This window comes from Methylobacterium sp. Leaf399 (assembly GCF_001424525.1).
Classification (GTDB): domain Bacteria; phylum Pseudomonadota; class Alphaproteobacteria; order Rhizobiales; family Beijerinckiaceae; genus Methylobacterium.
Window position 1 is genome coordinate 289097 of record NZ_LMQK01000012.1, and the last position, 17098, is coordinate 306194.

The window sequence follows — 17098 nt, forward strand, 5'->3', positions numbered from 1 at the left end:
GGGCCCCGCGTTGACAACCGCGAAATCACATCGCTACGGTCCGCCGCCTTGTCGGCGGGGCTCGATCGACAGGAGCCCGGACGAAGGGCCGTCGACCGCCCCGCTGCATCGATGTGTCTGCGCTGAGGATTGTGACCGCCATGAAGGTTCTTGTGCCCGTCAAGCGGGTCGTCGACTACAACGTCAAGATCCGCGTCAAGGCCGATGGGTCGGGCGTCGAACTCGCCAACGTCAAGATGTCGATGAATCCCTTCGACGAGATCGCGGTCGAGGAGGCGATCCGCCTGAAGGAGAAGGGCAAGGTCACGGAGATCGTCGCCGTCTCGATCGGCCCGCAGCAGGCCCAGGAGACGCTGCGCACGGCGCTGGCGATGGGTGCCGACCGCGCGATCCTGGTCAAGACCGACGTCACCGTCGAGCCTCTTGGCGTCGCCAAGATCCTCAAGGCGGTGGTCGAGAAGGAATCCCCGGGCCTCGTCATCCTCGGCAAGCAGGCCATCGACGACGATTCCAACCAGACCGGCCAGATGCTCGCAGCCCTGCTCGGCTGGCCGCAGGGCACCTTCGCCTTCAAGGTCGCGTTCGGCGAAGGAAGCATCGACGTCACCCGCGAGGTCGACGGCGGCCTGCAGACCGTGACCCTGGCCCTGCCGGCCATCGTCACCACCGATCTGCGCCTCAACGAGCCGCGCTATGCCAGCCTGCCCAACATCATGAAGGCGAAGAAGAAGCCGCTGGAGGAGCTGTCGCCCGACGCCCTCGGCGTCGACGTGACGCCGCGGATCAAGGTGCTCAAGACGGTGGAGCCGGCCGGGCGCAAGGCCGGCGTGAAGGTCGAATCCGCCGCCGCCCTGGTGGAGAAGCTGCGAGGCGAAGCCGGGGTGATCTGAGCCCCCTCCCCGACGCGTCGTCCATCCCGCAGCGGCAACCCGATCCGAGGTTATTCCAGACCATGACCATCCTTCTTCTCATCGAGCACGAAAACGGTGCGGTTCGCGACGGCAGCCTCAAGGCGGTCACGGCCGCGCGCGACATCGGCGGCCCGATCCACGCCCTGGTGCTGGGCAGCGGCGCGCAGGCGGCGGCGGCGGCGGCGGCCAAGCTCGACGGCGTCGAGACGGTGCTCGTCTCCGAGGATTCGGCCTACGACCACCTCCTCGCCGAGCCCACCGGCGCCCTCATCGCGTCCATCTCCGGACCCTACGACGTCATCCTGGCCGCCGCATCGACCACGGGCAAGAACGTGCTGCCGCGGGTGGCCGCCCTCCTCGACGTCGCCCAGATCTCGGACATCATCAAGGTCGTCTCGCCCGACACGTTCGAGCGGCCGATCTACGCCGGCAACGCCATCCAGACCGTGCAGGCGCCGGCAGGCAAGGCGGTGATCACCGTGCGGACCGCCGCCTTCAAGGCGGCGGCGGAGGGCGGGTCCGCCGGCACCGTCCAGCCGTTGGAGGCCGCCGTCCCGGCCGCCGGGGGCTCGACCTTCAAGGGCGAGGAGATCGCCGTATCCGACCGGCCGGAGTTGGCAGCGGCCAAGATCATCGTCTCGGGCGGCCGCTCGCTCGGTTCGGCGGAAAAGTTCAAGGAGCTCATTGAGCCCCTGGCCGACAGCCTCGGCGCGGCGGTGGGTGCCTCGCGCGCTGCGGTGGATGCCGGCTACGCGCCCAACGATTGGCAGGTCGGCCAGACCGGCAAGGTGGTGGCGCCCGACCTCTACGTGGCGGTGGGAATTTCGGGTGCGATCCAGCATCTGGCCGGCATGAAGGACTCCAAGGTCATCGTCGCCATCAACAAGGACGAGGATGCGCCGATCTTCCAGGTGGCGGACTACGGCCTCGTGGGCGACCTGTTCCAGGTGGTGCCCGATCTGCGGGCCGCCATCGCCGGCGCCAAGGGCTGAGGGCAAGCCGACTGCGTATGCCCGGCCGCGGCGCGGTCGGGCATGCATTAAACGCTCGCCGCCGCACTGCACCTGCGTGTGAAAATGTTCTAAGGAACGACTGATCCGGGGGGATCGCTGCGTCGGCACGACGCCCTGGCATGCAACGCGTTCGCCGGCTCCGCCGACGACGCATCGGGGGTGCGGGTTACGCGATGGGCATCGATATCAAGACCGTCGGGATCGTCGGTGCGGGACAGATGGGAAGTGGCATCGCCCATGTCTGCGCGATGGCGGGGCTCGACGTGCGGCTCAACGACCGTGAAGGCTCGCGGATCGAGAGCGGGCTCGCCACCATCGACGGAAATCTCGCCCGACAGGTGGCCAAGGGTACCATCACCGACGATCAGCGCCGCGGCGCGGTCGGCCGCATCGTCCAGGCGCGAAGCTACGACGACCTCGCTCCCTGCGATCTGGTGATCGAAGCGGCGACCGAGGACGAAGCGACCAAGCGCAAGATCTTCAGCACCCTGTGCGGGTCGCTCAAGCCCGACGCGATCATCGCCACCAACACCTCGTCGATCTCGATCACGCGACTGGCCGCCTCCACCGATCGGCCGGAGCGGTTCATCGGCATCCACTTCATGAACCCGGTGCCGATCATGCAGCTCGTCGAGCTGATCCGTGGCATCGCGACGGAAGACCCGACCTACGAATCGGCCAAGGCCTTCATCGGCAAGCTCGGCAAGACTTCGACCATGTCGGAGGATTTTCCGGCGTTCATCGTCAACCGCATCCTGCTGCCGATGATCAACGAGGCGATCTATACGCTCTACGAGGGCGTCGGTTCGGTGGAATCGATCGATACGGCGATGAAACTCGGGGCCAACCACCCGATGGGGCCCCTGCAGCTCGCCGACTTCATCGGCCTCGATACCTGCCTGTCGGTCATGCAGGTTCTCTACGAAGGCTTGGCGGACTCGAAATATCGCCCCTGTCCGCTTCTCGTGAAATACGTCGAGGCGGGATGGCTCGGTCGCAAGACCAAGCGCGGATTCTACGATTATCGCGGTGAGGTGCCCGTCCCGACCCGTTGAGGATCGAGACGGACGATGGCGGCGAAGCCGATCACTCCGGCTTGCGGGCGCCGTCGCTGGACGGCTGGGCCGGAGCGCCGCTCGTCGGGTTGGCGGGCTGCGTGGTCGGTGCCTTCGCCGTGCCGCCGGTGACCGAACCGGTCACCTGCTCGCGGGAGGCTTCCTGGCTCTTCGACGCGTAGTCGGGCGGCGAGTTGGCGCCCTGCCACGTCATCAGCCCGGTGATCGCAATCGCCAGAAGAAGAAGGCTCGCACCCAGCACGTAGAGTATGGGCTTGCCGCGCTTGCCCTGGCGGGCGTCCTGAACCGGAACCTGCTCCTGCTGCTGTTGCCTGTACTCTTGCATGAAGGACCTCGTCTGCGAGGCCGCGACCGGCCTCTCGTTTTACGACCGACGCGGATGCATCGTGTTGGTCGTCAAACGCGGCGCTCGCGACGAGAGTTCCTGGTCGAGGCCCGATGCACCCGTGTCAGCGACCGGTGAGCAGCAGGATCTTGCCGAGGTGCGCGCTCGATTCCATCAGTTCGTGCGCCTGCCGCGCCTGGTCGAACGGGAAGGTCGCGTGGATGATCGGCCGGATACGTCCGTCCTCCAGGAGCGGCCAGACTTGGCTGGCCAAGCCGCGCGCGATCTGCGCCTTGTCGGCATCGGGCCGGGCGCGCAAGGTCGAGCCCGTGAAGGTGAGCCGCTTCATCATGATCGGCGTCATGCTGAAGCTCTCGGCCTTGTAGCCCTGCATGAAGGCGATCTGGACGAGGCGTCCCTCGACGGCCAGGGCCGACAGGTTGCGGGCGAGATACGGGGCGCCGACCATGTCGAGGATGACGTCGACGCCCTTGCCGCCCGTGAGGGTCTTCACCTCGTCGGCGAAATCGGCGGTGCGGTAGTTGATGGCGGCATCCGCCCCGAGGTCTCGGCAGAAGGCACATTTCTCGTCCGACCCCGCCGTGGCGAAGACGGTGGCGCCGTGGTGCTTGGCGATCTGGATCGCGGTGGAGCCGATGCCGCTCGAGCCGCCATGGACGAGGAAGGTCTCGCCGGCCTTGAGCCGCCCGCGCTCGATGACGTTGCTGAACACCGTGAAATAGGTCTCGGGCAGGCCGGCCGCCTCCACGAGGGACAGGGGCTTGGGCCTAGGCAGGCACTGGCCGGCCTGCGCCACGGCGAACTCGGCATAGCCGCCGCTGATGACCAGCGCACAGACCTCGTCGCCGATGGACAAGGTGCCGGCGCCCTCCCCCAGCGCCACGATCCGGCCGGACACTTCCAGCCCCGGCACCTCGGTGGCACCCTTGGGCGGCGGATACTTGCCTTCGCGCTGCATGATGTCGGGCCGGTTCACGCCCGCCGCCACCACCTCGATCAGCACCTGGCCCGGGCCGGGTTTGAGCACCGGCACGGTCTCGACCGCGATCACTTCCGGCCCACCGGCCTCGGTGTAACGGATCTGGCGCATGGTCTCGGGGATCGGTGTCGACATGGCGTGTCTCCTGGCGTCGAGCCGCCGTCATCGCCGTCGTACACTCCGAAGGCAAGGGCGGGACGCAGAAGTCGGTTCACCGCGTCCCGTACATCCGGTCGCCCGCATCCCCCAGTCCCGGCACGATGTAGCCGTGGTCGTTGAGGTGGCTGTCGATGGCCGCCGTCCACACGGGGACGTCCGGATGGGCGGCTTGGAGCCGGGCGATGCCCTCGGGAGCGGCGAGCAGGCAGACGAAACGCAGGTCCTGGGCGCCGCGGGCCTTGAGCAGATCGATCGCCGCCACCGCCGAATTGGCCGTGGCCAGCATCGGGTCGAGGACCAGGACGGTGCGGTCGACGAGGTCCGAGGGCGCCTTGAAGTAGTATTCCACCGCCTGCAGCGTCTCGGGGTCGCGGTAGAGGCCGACGTGCGCGACGCGCGCCGAAGGCACCAGCGACAACATCCCGTCGAGGAAGCCGACGCCGGCGCGCAGGATCGGGGCGAACACCAGTTTCTTGCCGGCGATCTGGCGGCCTTCCATCGTCTGGATCGGCGTCTCGATGGTCACCGGTTCGAGCGGGAGGTCGCGGGTGACCTCGTAGGCGAGCAGCATGCCGATCTCGTTGAGGATCTGGCGGAATCCCTTGGTCGAGCGCTCGCGCTCGCGCAGCAGCGTCAGCTTGTGCTGGACCAGGGGATGGTCGACCACCCGCACCGATGCCGTCTCGCCCTCAGCCCGCATCGTCCGCTCCTCCGCTCGCCATCGCCGTCAGGCTGCTGCCGCTGTCCTACACCAGCGAAAGCGCGGCGACGACGCGATCCCCGGCGGGCACCCACGAAAAAGGGCTCCCCACCGTTCGGCGGGGAGCCCTTCTCGACGGATCGGATCGATGGGCCGGATCAGGCTTCAGGAGTCCCCTTCGAGCCGGCGGCGGCGCGACGCTGGGCCATGAAAGCGTCGAACTGCTCGCGGTCCTTGGCGCGCTTCAGCTCCTCGACGAAGGCGGCGAAGGCACGGCCCTCTTCGTCGAGCGCGCGACGCTGGGCGACGAGGCGCTCGATCTCGGCCTTGCGATAGGCGTCGAAGGCCAGGTTGCCGGTGCCGCCGACATTGGTGGCCTCGAAGGCCGCCGCGAATCGCGACCGGCCGCTCGCTCCGGCCGCCGTGGTGCGGCCGACGAGATCACGCAGTTCGGAAAAGGCCGGATAGCCCGAGAGCTTCCAGACGACGTAACCCAGCGCCAGCGGCCACCAGTAGATGAAGGCGACGACGATGGCGCCGATCTCGAAGGACCGGCGCGGAAACGGACCGTTGCGGTAGGACTTGCCTGTGAAGGACTTGCCGCTGGCCCAGGGGGAGGTCGAGGAAAAGCTCACGGTGCATGCTCCGATGTCAATGTGAACCTCGTTAACTTGCGGGTGCCCCCCCGGTATTTCAAGTCCCGCGGCGCGTGCCGTCGGGGTTGGCGGCCACGGGGGCGCCCGCCCCGTGGACGAGGGCGAGGACTCCGGCGCGCAGAAGCTCGTACTTGTCCGGCACGCCGGGCCCCCGCGGCAGTTGACCGGCGGCGGAGAGGGTGGCGAGGCCGTGGGCGAGCGCCCACACCTCCATCGCGATGAAGCGCGGATCGATGGCCCCGAAACCGTCGGGGAACGTCGAGCGCAGCGATTCGACCAGGAGATCGAACGGGCTCGGCCGCGCCGCCGCGGGCTCCGCGGCGGTGGCGGCCCCGAGGCCGGCGCTGCGGCTCTCGAAGATGGCGGCGTAGTAGCCCGGTTCCTCTTCGGCGAAGGCGAGGTAGGCCTCGCCCATTCGGGTGAAGCGTTCGAGAGGCGTGCCTTTCCCGCCCACCGCCTTGGCGAGGCGTGCCGCGAGATCGGTGAAGCCGCGGCCCGCCACCTCCTCCAGGAGCGCCTCGCGCCCGCGAAAGTGCCGATACAGCGCGGCCGGGGTGACGCCGACGAGGCGGGCGGCATCGACCAGCGTGAAACCGCCCACGCCCCGCTCGGCGATGAAGCGGCGGGCCGCCTCGATCAACGCTTCCTTGAGATTGCCGTGGTGGTAGCTGCGCCGGTCGCCCGGTTGGTCGCGCCAGGGTCGCAAAAGGTCGTCCTCCTTCGCGGCGTCGCCTCGACGCCCCGCGCCGCCGCCTTGAGAAGCGCGAACCGGTCCGCGCCCCGCCATGCGATACCATGAAAGCCACCGCCGGACAGGGCGACACACGACGCTCGGCCGGGCGCGATGGAGGCACGGGGCGCTCACGGCGGCATCCCGATTTACCGATCAGAGTCACGCTTTGGTGATCGCCGGAAACGCTTCACTAACTGATTATGGCTCAAGGTCTCGTCTGCACGGACGGTAGTGCGCGTTTGGACTGAGTACCTCTCATGGACGACTTGCTGCGTGAGTTTCTCACTGAGAGTGCCGAGCACCTCGACACGGTCGACACCGAACTCGTCCGTTTCGAGCAGGATCCGAACAACAAGACGATCCTGAGCAACATCTTCCGGCTCGTCCACACCATCAAGGGCACCTGCGGCTTCCTCGGCCTGCCCCGCCTCGAAGCGCTGGCGCATGCGGCCGAAACGCTGATGGGCCAGTTCCGCGACGGCATGCCGGTGACCGGCGCCGCCGTCAGCCTGATCCTGGTGACCCTCGACCGTCTGAAGTCGATCCTCGGCGACCTCGAGAAGACCGGGACCGAGCCCGTCGGCAACGACGAGGACCTGATCGGCGCCCTCGAGCACATGGCCTCCGGGCCGGTCGGCCAGGCTGCCGTCCCCGCCGCCCCGGCCCCGCGCGCCGACATCGTGCTGCCGCCGCCCGTCCAGCGCGAGCTGAAGCCCGGCGAGGTCACCCTCGAGGACCTCGAACGCGCCTTCATGGAAGCGGAAGGCCCCGACGACATGGCCATGGCGATGGCACCGGCTCCGCTTCCCGAGCCCGAGCCGATCGCACCCCCGGTCCCCGCCCCCGTGGCAAAGGCCGACGCGCCGGCGGCGTCCGGCGGCGAGAGCGAAGGTGGCGTCGCCAAGGTGCAGACCATCCGCGTGAACGTCGACACCCTCGAACACCTCATGACGATGGTGTCCGAGCTGGTGCTGACCCGCAACCAGCTCCTCGAGATCGCCCGCCAGCACGACGATTCGACCTACAAGGTCCCGCTGCAGCGGCTCAGCCACGTCACCGCCGAGCTGCAGGAAGGCGTCATGAAGACGCGCATGCAGCCGATCGGCAACGCCTGGCAGAAGCTGCCGCGGGTGGTGCGCGACCTGTCCTCCGAACTCGGCAAGTCGATCGAGCTCGTGATGAACGGCGCCGAGACCGAGCTCGACCGCCAGGTCCTGGAGGTCATCAAGGACCCGCTCACCCACATGGTCCGCAACTCGGCCGACCACGGCATCGAGTCGGCGGCCGAGCGCAAGGCGGCCGGCAAGCCCGTCAAGGGCACGATCCGCCTGTCGGCCTACCACGAGGGCGGGACGATCACGATCGAGATCTCCGACGACGGCAAGGGCCTCGACCTGTCCGCGATCCGCCGCAAGGCGGTGGAGCGCAGCGTCGCCAGCCAGGCCGAGATCGACCGGATGACCGACGCCCAAGTGGCGAAGTTCATCTTCCACCCCGGCTTCTCCACCGCCAAGGCCGTGACCTCGGTCTCCGGCCGCGGCGTCGGCATGGACGTCGTCAAGACCAACATCGACGTCATCGGCGGCGTGATCGACATCAACACCCAGCTCGGGCGCGGTACCACCTTCACGATCAAGATCCCGCTCACCCTCGCCATCATCGCCGCCCTCATCGTCAAGGCCGGCGACCTGCGCTACGCGGTGCCCCAGGTGGCCGTCCTCGAACTGGTGCGGGTCGACAGCACCACCGCCCAGACCGTGGAGCGCATCAACGGCTCGCCGGTGCTGCGCCTGCGCGAGCGCCTCCTGCCGATCGTCACGCTCACCGGCGTGCTCGGCCAGGAGCAGAACGCCGAGACCATCGATTCCGGCTTCGTGGTGGTGGCTCAGGTTGGCCGCCAGCGCTTCGGCATCCTCGTCGACGAGGTCTTCCACACGGAGGAGATCGTCGTGAAGCCGATGTCCTCGAAGCTGCGCCACCTGTCGCTGTTTGCCGGCAACACCATCCTCGGCGACGGCGCGGTGGTGCTGATCGTCGATCCCAACGGCATCGCCCAGCAGGTCAGCCAGGGCTCGCAGGCCGGCGGCATGCCGATCGAGGCCGAGGTGGAGGAGGTCGCCGATACCGACTCCAAGGCGACGCTCCTGGTGTTCCGCGGCGGTGCCGGCAGCTTCAAGGCGGTGCCGCTCTCCCTCGTCACCCGCCTCGAGGAGATCGAGGCCTCGAAGATCGAGTGGGTCGGCGGCCGGCCCCTGGTGCAGTACCGCGGCCGCCTGATGCCCCTGGTCCCGGCCGATTCCTCCATCGAGATCCGGTCCGAGGGCACCCAGGCCCTGGTGGTGTTCTCGGACGGCGAGCGCGCCATGGGCCTCGTGGTCGACGAGATCGTCGACATCGTCGAGGAGCGCCTCGACGTCGAGATCTCGGCGGACCGCTCCGACCTCATCGGCTCGGCGGTCCTGCGCGGTCGCGCCACCGAGATCATCAACATCGCCCACTTCCTGCCGCTGGCCTACGACGACTGGGCCCGCGGGACCCGCAAGACCGAGACCCGCACCTCGACGCTGCTCCTCGTGGACGATTCCGCCTTCTTCCGCGACATGCTGAGCCCGGTGCTCAAGGCGGCCGGCTACCACGTCATCACCGCCGGCAGCGCCGAGGAGGGGCTGTCCACGATGATCACCAACGGCCGGATCGACGTGGTGGTCTGCGACCTCGACATGCCGGGCCGCAACGGCTTCGACCTCGTCGCGGCCATGCGCAAGGCGGAGGGACGGGTCGCGGCCCTGCCGGTGATCGGCCTGACCGGCTCGATCGGCCCGGAGGCGATCGAGCGGGCGCGGGGCCTCGCCATCCTCGACCTCGTGGCGAAGTTCGACCGGAGCGGCCTGATCTCGGCACTGTCCGAGATCCAGGTCGTCCCCCTCGCCAACGCCGCCTGAGGCCGACATCCCGAGTTCGGAGTGAGTTCCATGATGCAGGCCGCCAACACCAACACGACCCAGGCCGAGGCCGGGGCGACCAACGACTTCGTCACGGTCTTCGTCGGCGAGACCATGTTCGGCCTGGCGATCGACCGGGTCCACGACGTGTTCATCCCGGCCGGGGTGACCCCCGTACCGCTGTCTCCGCCGGAAATCGTCGGCCTCCTCAACCTGCGCGGCCGCGTCGTCACGGCCCTGTGCCTGCGCCGCCGCCTCGGGCTTCCCGCACGGGTCGGCGACGCCAAGCAGATGGCCATCGGCCTCGAACAGGGCGGCGAGACCTTCGCCCTCGTCGTCGACGGGGTCGGCGAGGTGCTCAAGCTCGGGTCGAGCACGCACGAGCCGGTCCCGATCAACCTCGACGCGCGCTGGCGCGACCTGACCCTCGGCGTCCACCGCCTCGACGGACGCCTTCTCGTGATCCTCGACGTCGATGCGCTGCTGGCGTTCGGCGCCCCCCGTCACGCCGCCGGCGCCGCCTGACCGGTCAACCGAGGACGCAACCGATGAAAACCTGTCTCATCGTCGACGATTCCGCCGTCATCCGGAAGGTCGCCCGCCGGATCCTCGAGGGCATGAACTTCAAGGTCGCCGAGGCCGAGGACGGTGCCAAGGCCCTCGTCCAATGCTCGGATGCGATGCCGGACGTGATCCTGCTCGACTGGAACATGCCGGAGATGGACGGCTACGACTTCCTGCGGGCCCTGCGCCAGAGCCCGTCGGGCGGGTCTCCCAAGGTGCTGTTCTGCACCACCGAGAACGACGTCGGCGCGATCGCCCGGGCCCTGCACGCCGGCGCCGACGAGTACATCATGAAGCCGTTCGACCGCGACATCGTCTCGGCCAAGCTCGAGCAGGTCGGTTTCCCGGCGCAGGCCAACGCTGCCTGAGCCACGTCCCTCCGGGCTCGACGGCCTCCCTCCGTGTTCGCGTCAGTGAAGCGTATCATCCCATGTTGGCAGCCATCGCCCCGTCGCACGCTCCGACTCCGGGAGGAACCGCGGCAGGCGCGGGACACCGCATCCGGGTGATGATCGCCGACGATTCCGCCGTCGTGCGCGGCCTCGTCGCCCGCTGGCTCGGCGAGGCCGGCTACGACGTCGTCGCCACCGCCGCCAACGGTCGGATCGCCGTCGAGGCGATGTCCCGCCACGACCCGGACGTGGTCCTCCTCGACATCGACATGCCCGAGCTCGACGGCACCCAGGCGCTGCCGCTGCTGCTGGCCAAGAGCCCCGGCCTCCAGGTCGTGATGATGTCGACCCTCACGACGCGCAATGCCGACATTTCCCTGCGTTGCCTGGCGCTCGGCGCCGTCGATTATCTGGCCAAGCCCGAGAGCAACCGCGGCGTCACAACCTCCGACGTGTTCCGCACGGACCTGATCGAACGAGTCCGGGTGTTCGGATCCGCCAGGGCCAGGCGCCGTCCGTCCCATTCCTCGTCGCCCGCGACTGCCGGCAATGCCGGGGTACCTCTCCCGTCCGCACGCCCCGCCGCCCCCGTCCTGCTGCGGCCCAAGGCCCGGTCGGTCGTGCCCCCCAAGGTCCTGCTCATCGGGGCCTCCACCGGCGGGCCGCGCGCCGTCGGCGAGGTGCTGGAGAAGATCGGGGCGGCGACCCTGCGCCAGTTCCCCGTCCTCATCGTCCAGCACATGCCACCGGTGTTCACGGCGGTCTTCGCCGAGCACCTCGGCGCCCGCACCGGCCTTCCGGCGGCGGAGGGCAAGGCCGACGAACGCCTGATGCCGGGCCGGATCTACGTTGCGCCCGGCGGGCGCCACATGGGGCTCGCCGGAAACCGCGGCGAGGTCACGATCCGCCTCGACGATGGGCCGGTGGTGAACTTCTGCCGGCCCGCGGTCGACGTGCTGTTCAGGGATGCCGCCGCCATCTACGGCGCCGCCACCCTGTCGGTGGTGCTCACGGGCATGGGCTCGGACGGCACCGGGGGCGCCAGGGCGCTCACGGAGGCCGGCGGCGCGGTGCTGGCCCAGGACGAGGCCACCAGTACGGTCTGGGGCATGCCCGGCAGCATCGCCAAGGCCGGCCTCGCCCAGGCGATCCTGCCTCTGGGCGACATCGGCGCCGCCCTGCGCAACCTTCTGACGGGACATGGCGCATGACCGACGTCGAGTTCGATTTCCTGCGCGCCTATCTCAAGACGCGCTCCGGCCTCGCCCTCACGGCCGAGAAGCGCTACCTCGTCGAGAGCCGCCTGGGCCCGGTCTGCCGCCGGTTCAACCTCGCCACCCTGCACGACCTCGTCGGCGCGCTGAAGACGCCCCGAGACCCGGCCGTGGAGAAGGCGGTGGTCGAGGCGATGACCACCAACGAGACGTTCTTCTTCCGCGACCGCACGCCGTTCGACCTGTTCAAGGACGTGCTCCTGCCCGAGGCGATCGTGCGCCGGGCGGCCCAGCGCAAGCTGCGGATCTGGTGCGCGGCGGCCTCCACCGGCCAGGAGCCGTACTCCATCGCCATGATGCTGCAGGACGCCGCCCCGCGGCTGGCCGGCTGGACCGTCGAGATCGTCGCCACCGACATCTCCACCGAGGTGCTGGAGAAGGCCAGGGCCGGGCTCTACAGCCACTTCGAGGTGCAGCGCGGCCTGCCGGTGCAGCTCCTGCTCAAGCACTTCGAGCAGATCGGCGAGCAGTGGCGGATCTCGCAAGGCCTGCGCCAGATGGTGGACTACCGTCCCCTCAACCTGCTGCACCCCTTCGACGCGCTGGGCACCTTCGACATCATCTACTGCCGCAACGTGCTGATCTACTTCGATGCGCCGACCAAGGCCGACGTCCTCGGGCGGCTCAGCGCCAGCCTGTCGCCTGACGGGGCCCTGCTGCTCGGCGCCGCCGAGACCGTGATCGGCCTCACCGACCGGCTCGTGCCGAGTCCGACGCACCGCGGCCTCTACAACCAGGCCCGCGCGGCAGGCGCGCGGCTCGCGTCCCCGGTCGCGCCGCCATTGCGCCGGGTGGTGGGCCTCTGACGGCCGGCGACGGCGCGGGGGACGGTTCTACTGCCCCCTGCGCGCCCGGCTCGCGAACCTCACCGCGTCCTCTGCGGCGCGAAACAGGGCCCGGGCCTTGTTGACGCATTCCTGCTGCTCGGACGCGGCGTCGGAATCGTAGACGATGCCCGCCCCGGCCTGAACGTGCATGCGGCCTTCCTTCACGATGGCGGTGCGCAGGACGATGCAAGTGTCCATCTCGCCGCGCGCGCCGAAGTAGCCGATGCAACCGCCGTAGGGCCCGCGCTTCTGGCTTTCCAGCTCGTCGATGATTTGCATCGCACGGACCTTCGGCGCCCCGGAGACGGTGCCGGCGGGAAAGCCGGCGGCCAGGGCGCTCAAGGGGTCGTGGGCGGGGTCCAACCTGCCCTCGACGTTCGAGACGATGTGCATGACCTGGCTGTAGTATTCGAGGAAGAACGAATCCGTCACCGTCACAGAGCCGATGGTCGAGACGCGGCCGACGTCGTTGCGGCCGAGGTCGAGCAGCATCAGGTGCTCCGAGCGCTCCTTGGGGTCGGCCAGCAGTTCCTCGGCCAGCGCCCTGTCCTCGGCCGGGGTGGCGCCGCGGGGCCGGGTCCCGGCGATGGGCCGGATGGTGACGACGCCCTCGCGCACCCGCACCAGGATCTCGGGCGACGAACACACCACCTGGAACGCCTCGAAGTCGAGGTAGCACAGGAACGGGGCCGGGTTCGTCCGCCGCAGCGAGCGGTAGAGCGCGAAGGCCGGCAGGGTGAAGGGCGCCTCGAACCTTTGCGACAGCACCACCTGGAACACGTCGCCGGCGACGATGTACTCCTTGGCACGGGCCACCATCGCGTAGAACTGGTCCGGCGTGGTGTTGGAGACGGGATCGGGCGCCGCGATCCCGCGAGGATCGATCCGCGCCTCCACCGGCAGCGGCCCTTCCAGGGTCTCCGCCACGCGCTCGAGGGTGGAGAGCGCCGTCTCGTAGGCGGCCCTGGCGCCGATGCCCTCGCGCGGCCGCACCGGGGCGACCACGGTGATGAGGTCGCGCACGGCGTCGAACACCACCATCACGCGCGGCCGGATCAGGATCGCGTCCGGCACGCCGAGGGGGTCGGGGTTGGGCACGCCGAGCGCTTCCATCGACCGGACCATGTCGTAGCCGAGGTAGCCGAACAGGCCCGCCGCCATGGGTGGAAGCGCTTCGTCGCGGGCCTCGTCGCCGATGGCACTGGCGGCGATGAGGCTGCGCAGGCTCTGCAACGGATGATCGGGCTCGGGCGTGAAGGCGGTGAGGTCGCTCCCTTGCGCGATCTCGGCCCGGCCGTCGCGGCAGCGCCAGGCGAGATCGGGATCGAGGCCGATCATCGAATAGCGCCCGCGCACGGCGCCGCCTTCCACCGATTCGAGCAGGAAGGCCGGCCCGGCGTGGCCGGCCCTGAGTTTCAGGTAGGCCGCCACGGGGGTTTCGAGGTCGGCCACCAGCGTCAGGCTGACGAGGCTCGCCCGCCCCGCCCCGTAGGCCTCCATCACCTGCGATTCGGCGGAGGGATCGGACATCGGCATCGGTCCTGAGGTTTCAGTATTCGCCGCCGATGGCGCGCCGGAAGGCGGCCTGGTTGACCGTGACCCCGGCGTCCTTCTGGACCTCGCCGATGTACTGGCTCAGCACGTCGTCGGCGACCACGGTGCGGAACCGGCTCTCGATGGCGGTGTCGGTGGAGCTGCCCAGCGCCAGGCCCGGCATGGTCGCGCCGGTGACCTTGAACACCACGCGCGACTCACCCGATTCCGCCGAGCTCGCCTTGTCGAGGAGCGTCGCGAAGACGCGCTCGACGCTGGCGGCGGTGAGCTGGCCCTTGGGCTGCCCGCGCACGAGGTCGGTTTCCGTCTCGGCCTGCACGCCGGTCTCGGCGGCCAGCGTCTCAAGGGCCTCGCCCTTGTCGAGGCGGGCGACGAGATCCTTGGCCTTGGCGGCCAGGCGCTTGGCGACCGCGGCGCTGCGCCAGCCGGCGGCCACCGCGTCGCGGACGTCGGCCAGGGGCTTGTCGCGGGCCTGATCGACCTGGGTCACGTCGAACCAGACGTAGCCGCCGGACTTGGTGCGCAACGCCTCGGTGTCGCCGCCGACGTCACTGCGGAACACCGCCGCCAGCACCGTGTCGCGGTCCGGGATGCCCTCGACGGTCTTGCCCGTGGGGTCGGCGCCGCGCGCGTCCACCGACGGGACGGTGAGGAGCGCCATGTCGCGGTCCTTGGCGATATCGGCCAACGGCTTGGTGTTGGCGCGCTGGTCCTCGATGGCGTCGTGCGCGGCGTCGATGTCCCGGGTCGCGCGCTCGGCGGCGATCGCCTTGCGGATCTCGGCCTCGACCGCGGCCAGCGGCTTCAGGTCTTCGGGGACGATGGCGCTCACCCGCAGCAGGACGCTGCCGAAGCGGCCCTGCACCGGGGCGCTGACCGTGTTGAGGGACAGCGCGAAGGCCGCGTCGGCCACCGCCTTGTCGAAGACCTCCGCCTTCGTCAGCGTGCCGAGCGACAGGTTCTTGGCGTCGAGCCCGCGCTCGGCCGCCACTGCCTCGAACGGCTTCTCGCCCGCCTCGATCTGCTTGCGCGCCGCTTCCGCGGCGGCGGCATCGGGGAAGACGATCTGCTGGATCGTGCGCTTTTCGGGCGAGCCGAAGCTGCTTCTGTTGGCCTCGTAGCGCTTGGCGACTTCGTCGGCGCTTACGGCGTCGGGCTTGGCCATCGTCTGCGGATCGAGGATCAGCATCGTCACGGCGCGGGTCTCGGGCGCACGGTACGAGGACTTGTTCTCCTCGTAGTAGGCCTTGAGCTCGTCCTCGTTCGCCGCCGGGACGTCGCCGGCCACGGAGGGCGGCAGCGTCATGAAGGCGGCCGAGCGCCGCTCGCTGGAATAGCGGTGGACCGCCTCGCGCATCGCCACGGGCACGTGCAGGTCGGCGGCCACCGCCTCGGCGAGCTGGAGCCGCGCGATGACGGCGCGCTGCTCGCGCACGAAGGCCGCCTCGGTGATGCCGGCGCGCTGCAGGGTCTGGAAGAACAGGCTCGAATCGAAGTTGCCGTTGGCGCCTTTGAACGCGGCCTCCTCGCGGATCGCCCGCAGGACGGCCGCGTCCGGCACCACGAGGCCGAGCTGCTGGGTCTGCTGGTCGAGGGAGGCTTCGCTGATCAGCTGTGCCAGCACCTGCCGGTCGATGCCCAGCGCCCGCGCCTGGTCCGGCGTGAAGCTGCGCTGCATCTGGCTCTGGTAGCGCTGGAGCTGGTTCTGGTAGGCGCTGCGCACCGCCTCCGCCGTGATCGGCGTCTTGCCCACCGTCGCGACGCTGCTCGTCGACCCTCCGCGGAAGAACTCCTCCACGCCGAACACCGCGATACCGGCGATCAGGAAGGTGAAGATCACGCCGAGGACGATCTTGCCGAGCCAATGGCGGCTGGCGGTACGTATGGACTGAAGCATCGAACGCTCGGCGGCTCGTGACCAAAGGTGCTCTTGCGCCCTCCCCGCGCGACCGACCGGATCGCGGGTGATCCGTCTCCGTCGCGCGGGAGGCATCGTGGTGCGTCTGCCGATAGCCGATCCGGTCGCCATCCGCAAAGACGAAGCGGAATCCGGGGAGCCGCGCGGTTTGCGCCACCGATAGGGCTCTGTTAGGCCCGCGCCGCGGCGGGCGACCGCCCGATACGACGGCAGATCGAGGCATGAGGGACAGAATGACGGGTCGGGTGCGGCGTCCGCTGGTTGCCGGCAATTGGAAGATGAACGGCCTGCGCAAGTCGGTCGCCATCGTCGAGGCGGTGCGTGACGGTCTGACTCCGCAGATGCGCGAGCGTGTCGACGTGCTGATCTGCCCGCCCTCCACCCTGATCGCCTCCTGCGTCGCGGCGACCTACGATTCGCCCGTCGCCATCGGCGGACAGAACCTTCACGCCAAGGCCAGCGGCGCCTTCACGGGCTCGATCTCGGCGGAGATGCTGGCCGACCTCGGTGCCCGCTACGTCATCGTCGGCCACTCCGAACGCCGGGCCTACCACCACGAGACCGACGACGGCGTCCACGCCAAGGCGCTGGGCGCTCGTCGCGCAGGGCTATGCGGCATCATCTGCGTCGGCGAGACGCAAGAGGAGCGCGAGGAGGGCCGGGCGCTCGACATCGTGCGGGCCCAGCTCGCCATCGGCGTGCCCAAGGGTGCCACCGGCCGCGACACCGTGATCGCCTACGAGCCGGTCTGGGCGATCGGCACCGGCCTCACCCCGACGCCGCGCGACATCGCCGAGGTGCATGCATCCTTGCGCGAGATGCTCGGCCAGCTCATCGGCGCCGAGGCCCAGAACGTCCGCATTCTCTACGGCGGCTCGGTCAAGCCGGGCAACGCCCGCGAGCTGATGGCGGTCGACAACGTCGACGGGGCACTGGTCGGCGGCGCCAGCCTGGTGGCCGAGGACTTCCTGGGGATCGTCTCGGCCTGCGCCTGACCTGGCCGGACCCGTCTCCCTTGCGGGATTTGGCGCCCATCCCGATCTCGTGTACGAGC

Annotated in this window: 16 protein-coding genes; 9 read left to right on the top strand and 7 right to left on the bottom strand. The window is 69.5% G+C overall.

Annotated elements, in window-relative coordinates:
* Window positions 1–140: 140 nt before the first annotated feature.
* From ASG40_RS09415 to ASG40_RS09425, 3 genes are all read left to right on the top strand, one after another.
* Window positions 141–890, top strand: a complete 750-nt coding sequence (locus tag ASG40_RS09415) for an electron transfer flavoprotein subunit beta/FixA family protein (RefSeq protein WP_055884106.1) — start codon at window positions 141–143, stop codon at window positions 888–890.
* Between the two features lie 62 nt (window positions 891–952).
* Window positions 953–1903: an electron transfer flavoprotein subunit alpha/FixB family protein gene (locus tag ASG40_RS09420; RefSeq protein WP_055884111.1), complete on the top strand. Its 951-nt coding sequence runs from the start codon at window positions 953–955 to the stop codon at window positions 1901–1903.
* 194 nt (window positions 1904–2097) lie between these two features.
* The gene (locus ASG40_RS09425) at window positions 2098–2979 is read left to right on the top strand and encodes a 3-hydroxybutyryl-CoA dehydrogenase (protein WP_055884114.1); all 882 of its coding nucleotides are present in this window, start codon (window positions 2098–2100) and stop codon (window positions 2977–2979) included.
* 31 nt (window positions 2980–3010) lie between these two features.
* Here ASG40_RS09425 and ASG40_RS09430 read toward each other — a convergent pair whose 3' ends face one another.
* The 5 genes from ASG40_RS09430 to ASG40_RS09450 form a co-directional block, all read right to left on the bottom strand.
* A complete protein-coding gene (locus ASG40_RS09430) occupies window positions 3011–3325 on the bottom strand; it encodes a hypothetical protein (RefSeq protein ID WP_055884117.1) in 315 nt (104 codons plus the stop codon).
* A gap of 124 nt (window positions 3326–3449) precedes the next feature.
* On the bottom strand, window positions 3450–4460 hold the full coding sequence (locus ASG40_RS09435) for an NAD(P)H-quinone oxidoreductase (protein ID WP_055884120.1): 1011 nt from the start codon (window positions 4458–4460) through the stop codon (window positions 3450–3452).
* 76 nt (window positions 4461–4536) lie between these two features.
* Window positions 4537–5184, bottom strand: coding sequence for a uracil phosphoribosyltransferase (upp, locus tag ASG40_RS09440; RefSeq protein WP_055884123.1), 648 nt, complete (start codon window positions 5182–5184; stop codon window positions 4537–4539).
* Window positions 5185–5342: 158 nt separating this feature from the next.
* Complete coding sequence (locus ASG40_RS09445; RefSeq protein WP_055884126.1) at window positions 5343–5819, bottom strand: DUF2852 domain-containing protein; 477 nt, start codon at window positions 5817–5819, stop codon at window positions 5343–5345.
* Window positions 5820–5877: 58 nt separating this feature from the next.
* Window positions 5878–6546, bottom strand: coding sequence for a TetR/AcrR family transcriptional regulator (locus ASG40_RS09450; protein WP_055884130.1), 669 nt, complete (start codon window positions 6544–6546; stop codon window positions 5878–5880).
* A 284-nt stretch (window positions 6547–6830) separates the two neighbouring features.
* Between ASG40_RS09450 and ASG40_RS09455 the strand changes: the two genes are divergently transcribed.
* The 5 genes from ASG40_RS09455 (at window position 6831) to ASG40_RS09475 (ending at window position 12551) form a co-directional block, all read left to right on the top strand.
* Window positions 6831–9515, top strand: coding sequence for a hybrid sensor histidine kinase/response regulator (locus tag ASG40_RS09455; protein WP_055884133.1), 2685 nt, complete (start codon window positions 6831–6833; stop codon window positions 9513–9515).
* A gap of 33 nt (window positions 9516–9548) precedes the next feature.
* Window positions 9549–10040 (top strand): chemotaxis protein CheW, encoded by a 492-nt coding sequence (locus ASG40_RS09460; RefSeq protein ID WP_055884719.1) that lies wholly within the window; start codon window positions 9549–9551, stop codon window positions 10038–10040.
* A gap of 23 nt (window positions 10041–10063) precedes the next feature.
* Window positions 10064–10447 (top strand): response regulator, encoded by a 384-nt coding sequence (locus ASG40_RS09465; protein WP_055884137.1) that lies wholly within the window; start codon window positions 10064–10066, stop codon window positions 10445–10447.
* A 62-nt stretch (window positions 10448–10509) separates the two neighbouring features.
* The gene (locus ASG40_RS09470; protein WP_055884140.1) at window positions 10510–11682 is read left to right on the top strand and encodes a protein-glutamate methylesterase/protein-glutamine glutaminase; all 1173 of its coding nucleotides are present in this window, start codon (window positions 10510–10512) and stop codon (window positions 11680–11682) included.
* Window positions 11679–12551 carry a CheR family methyltransferase gene (locus ASG40_RS09475; RefSeq protein ID WP_055884143.1) on the top strand — a complete coding sequence of 291 codons (873 nt, stop codon included), beginning with the start codon at window positions 11679–11681 and terminating at the stop codon, window positions 12549–12551. The genes ASG40_RS09470 and ASG40_RS09475 overlap by 4 nt, the downstream gene beginning before the upstream one ends.
* A 27-nt stretch (window positions 12552–12578) precedes the next feature.
* On the opposite strand, the gene trpE is transcribed toward ASG40_RS09475, so the two are convergent.
* Both trpE and ASG40_RS09485 read right to left on the bottom strand, forming a co-directional pair.
* Entirely contained in the window at window positions 12579–14108 is a 1530-nt protein-coding gene (gene trpE, locus ASG40_RS09480) for an anthranilate synthase component I (protein WP_443136600.1), read from the bottom strand.
* Window positions 14109–14121: 13 nt separating this feature from the next.
* Window positions 14122–16023, bottom strand: coding sequence for a peptidylprolyl isomerase (locus tag ASG40_RS09485; RefSeq protein WP_055884150.1), 1902 nt, complete (start codon window positions 16021–16023; stop codon window positions 14122–14124).
* A gap of 254 nt (window positions 16024–16277) precedes the next feature.
* On the opposite strand from ASG40_RS09485, the gene tpiA reads away from it, so the two are divergent.
* The gene (gene tpiA / locus ASG40_RS09490) at window positions 16278–17039 is read left to right on the top strand and encodes a triose-phosphate isomerase (protein WP_055884153.1); all 762 of its coding nucleotides are present in this window, start codon (window positions 16278–16280) and stop codon (window positions 17037–17039) included.
* Window positions 17040–17098 lie beyond the last annotated feature (59 nt).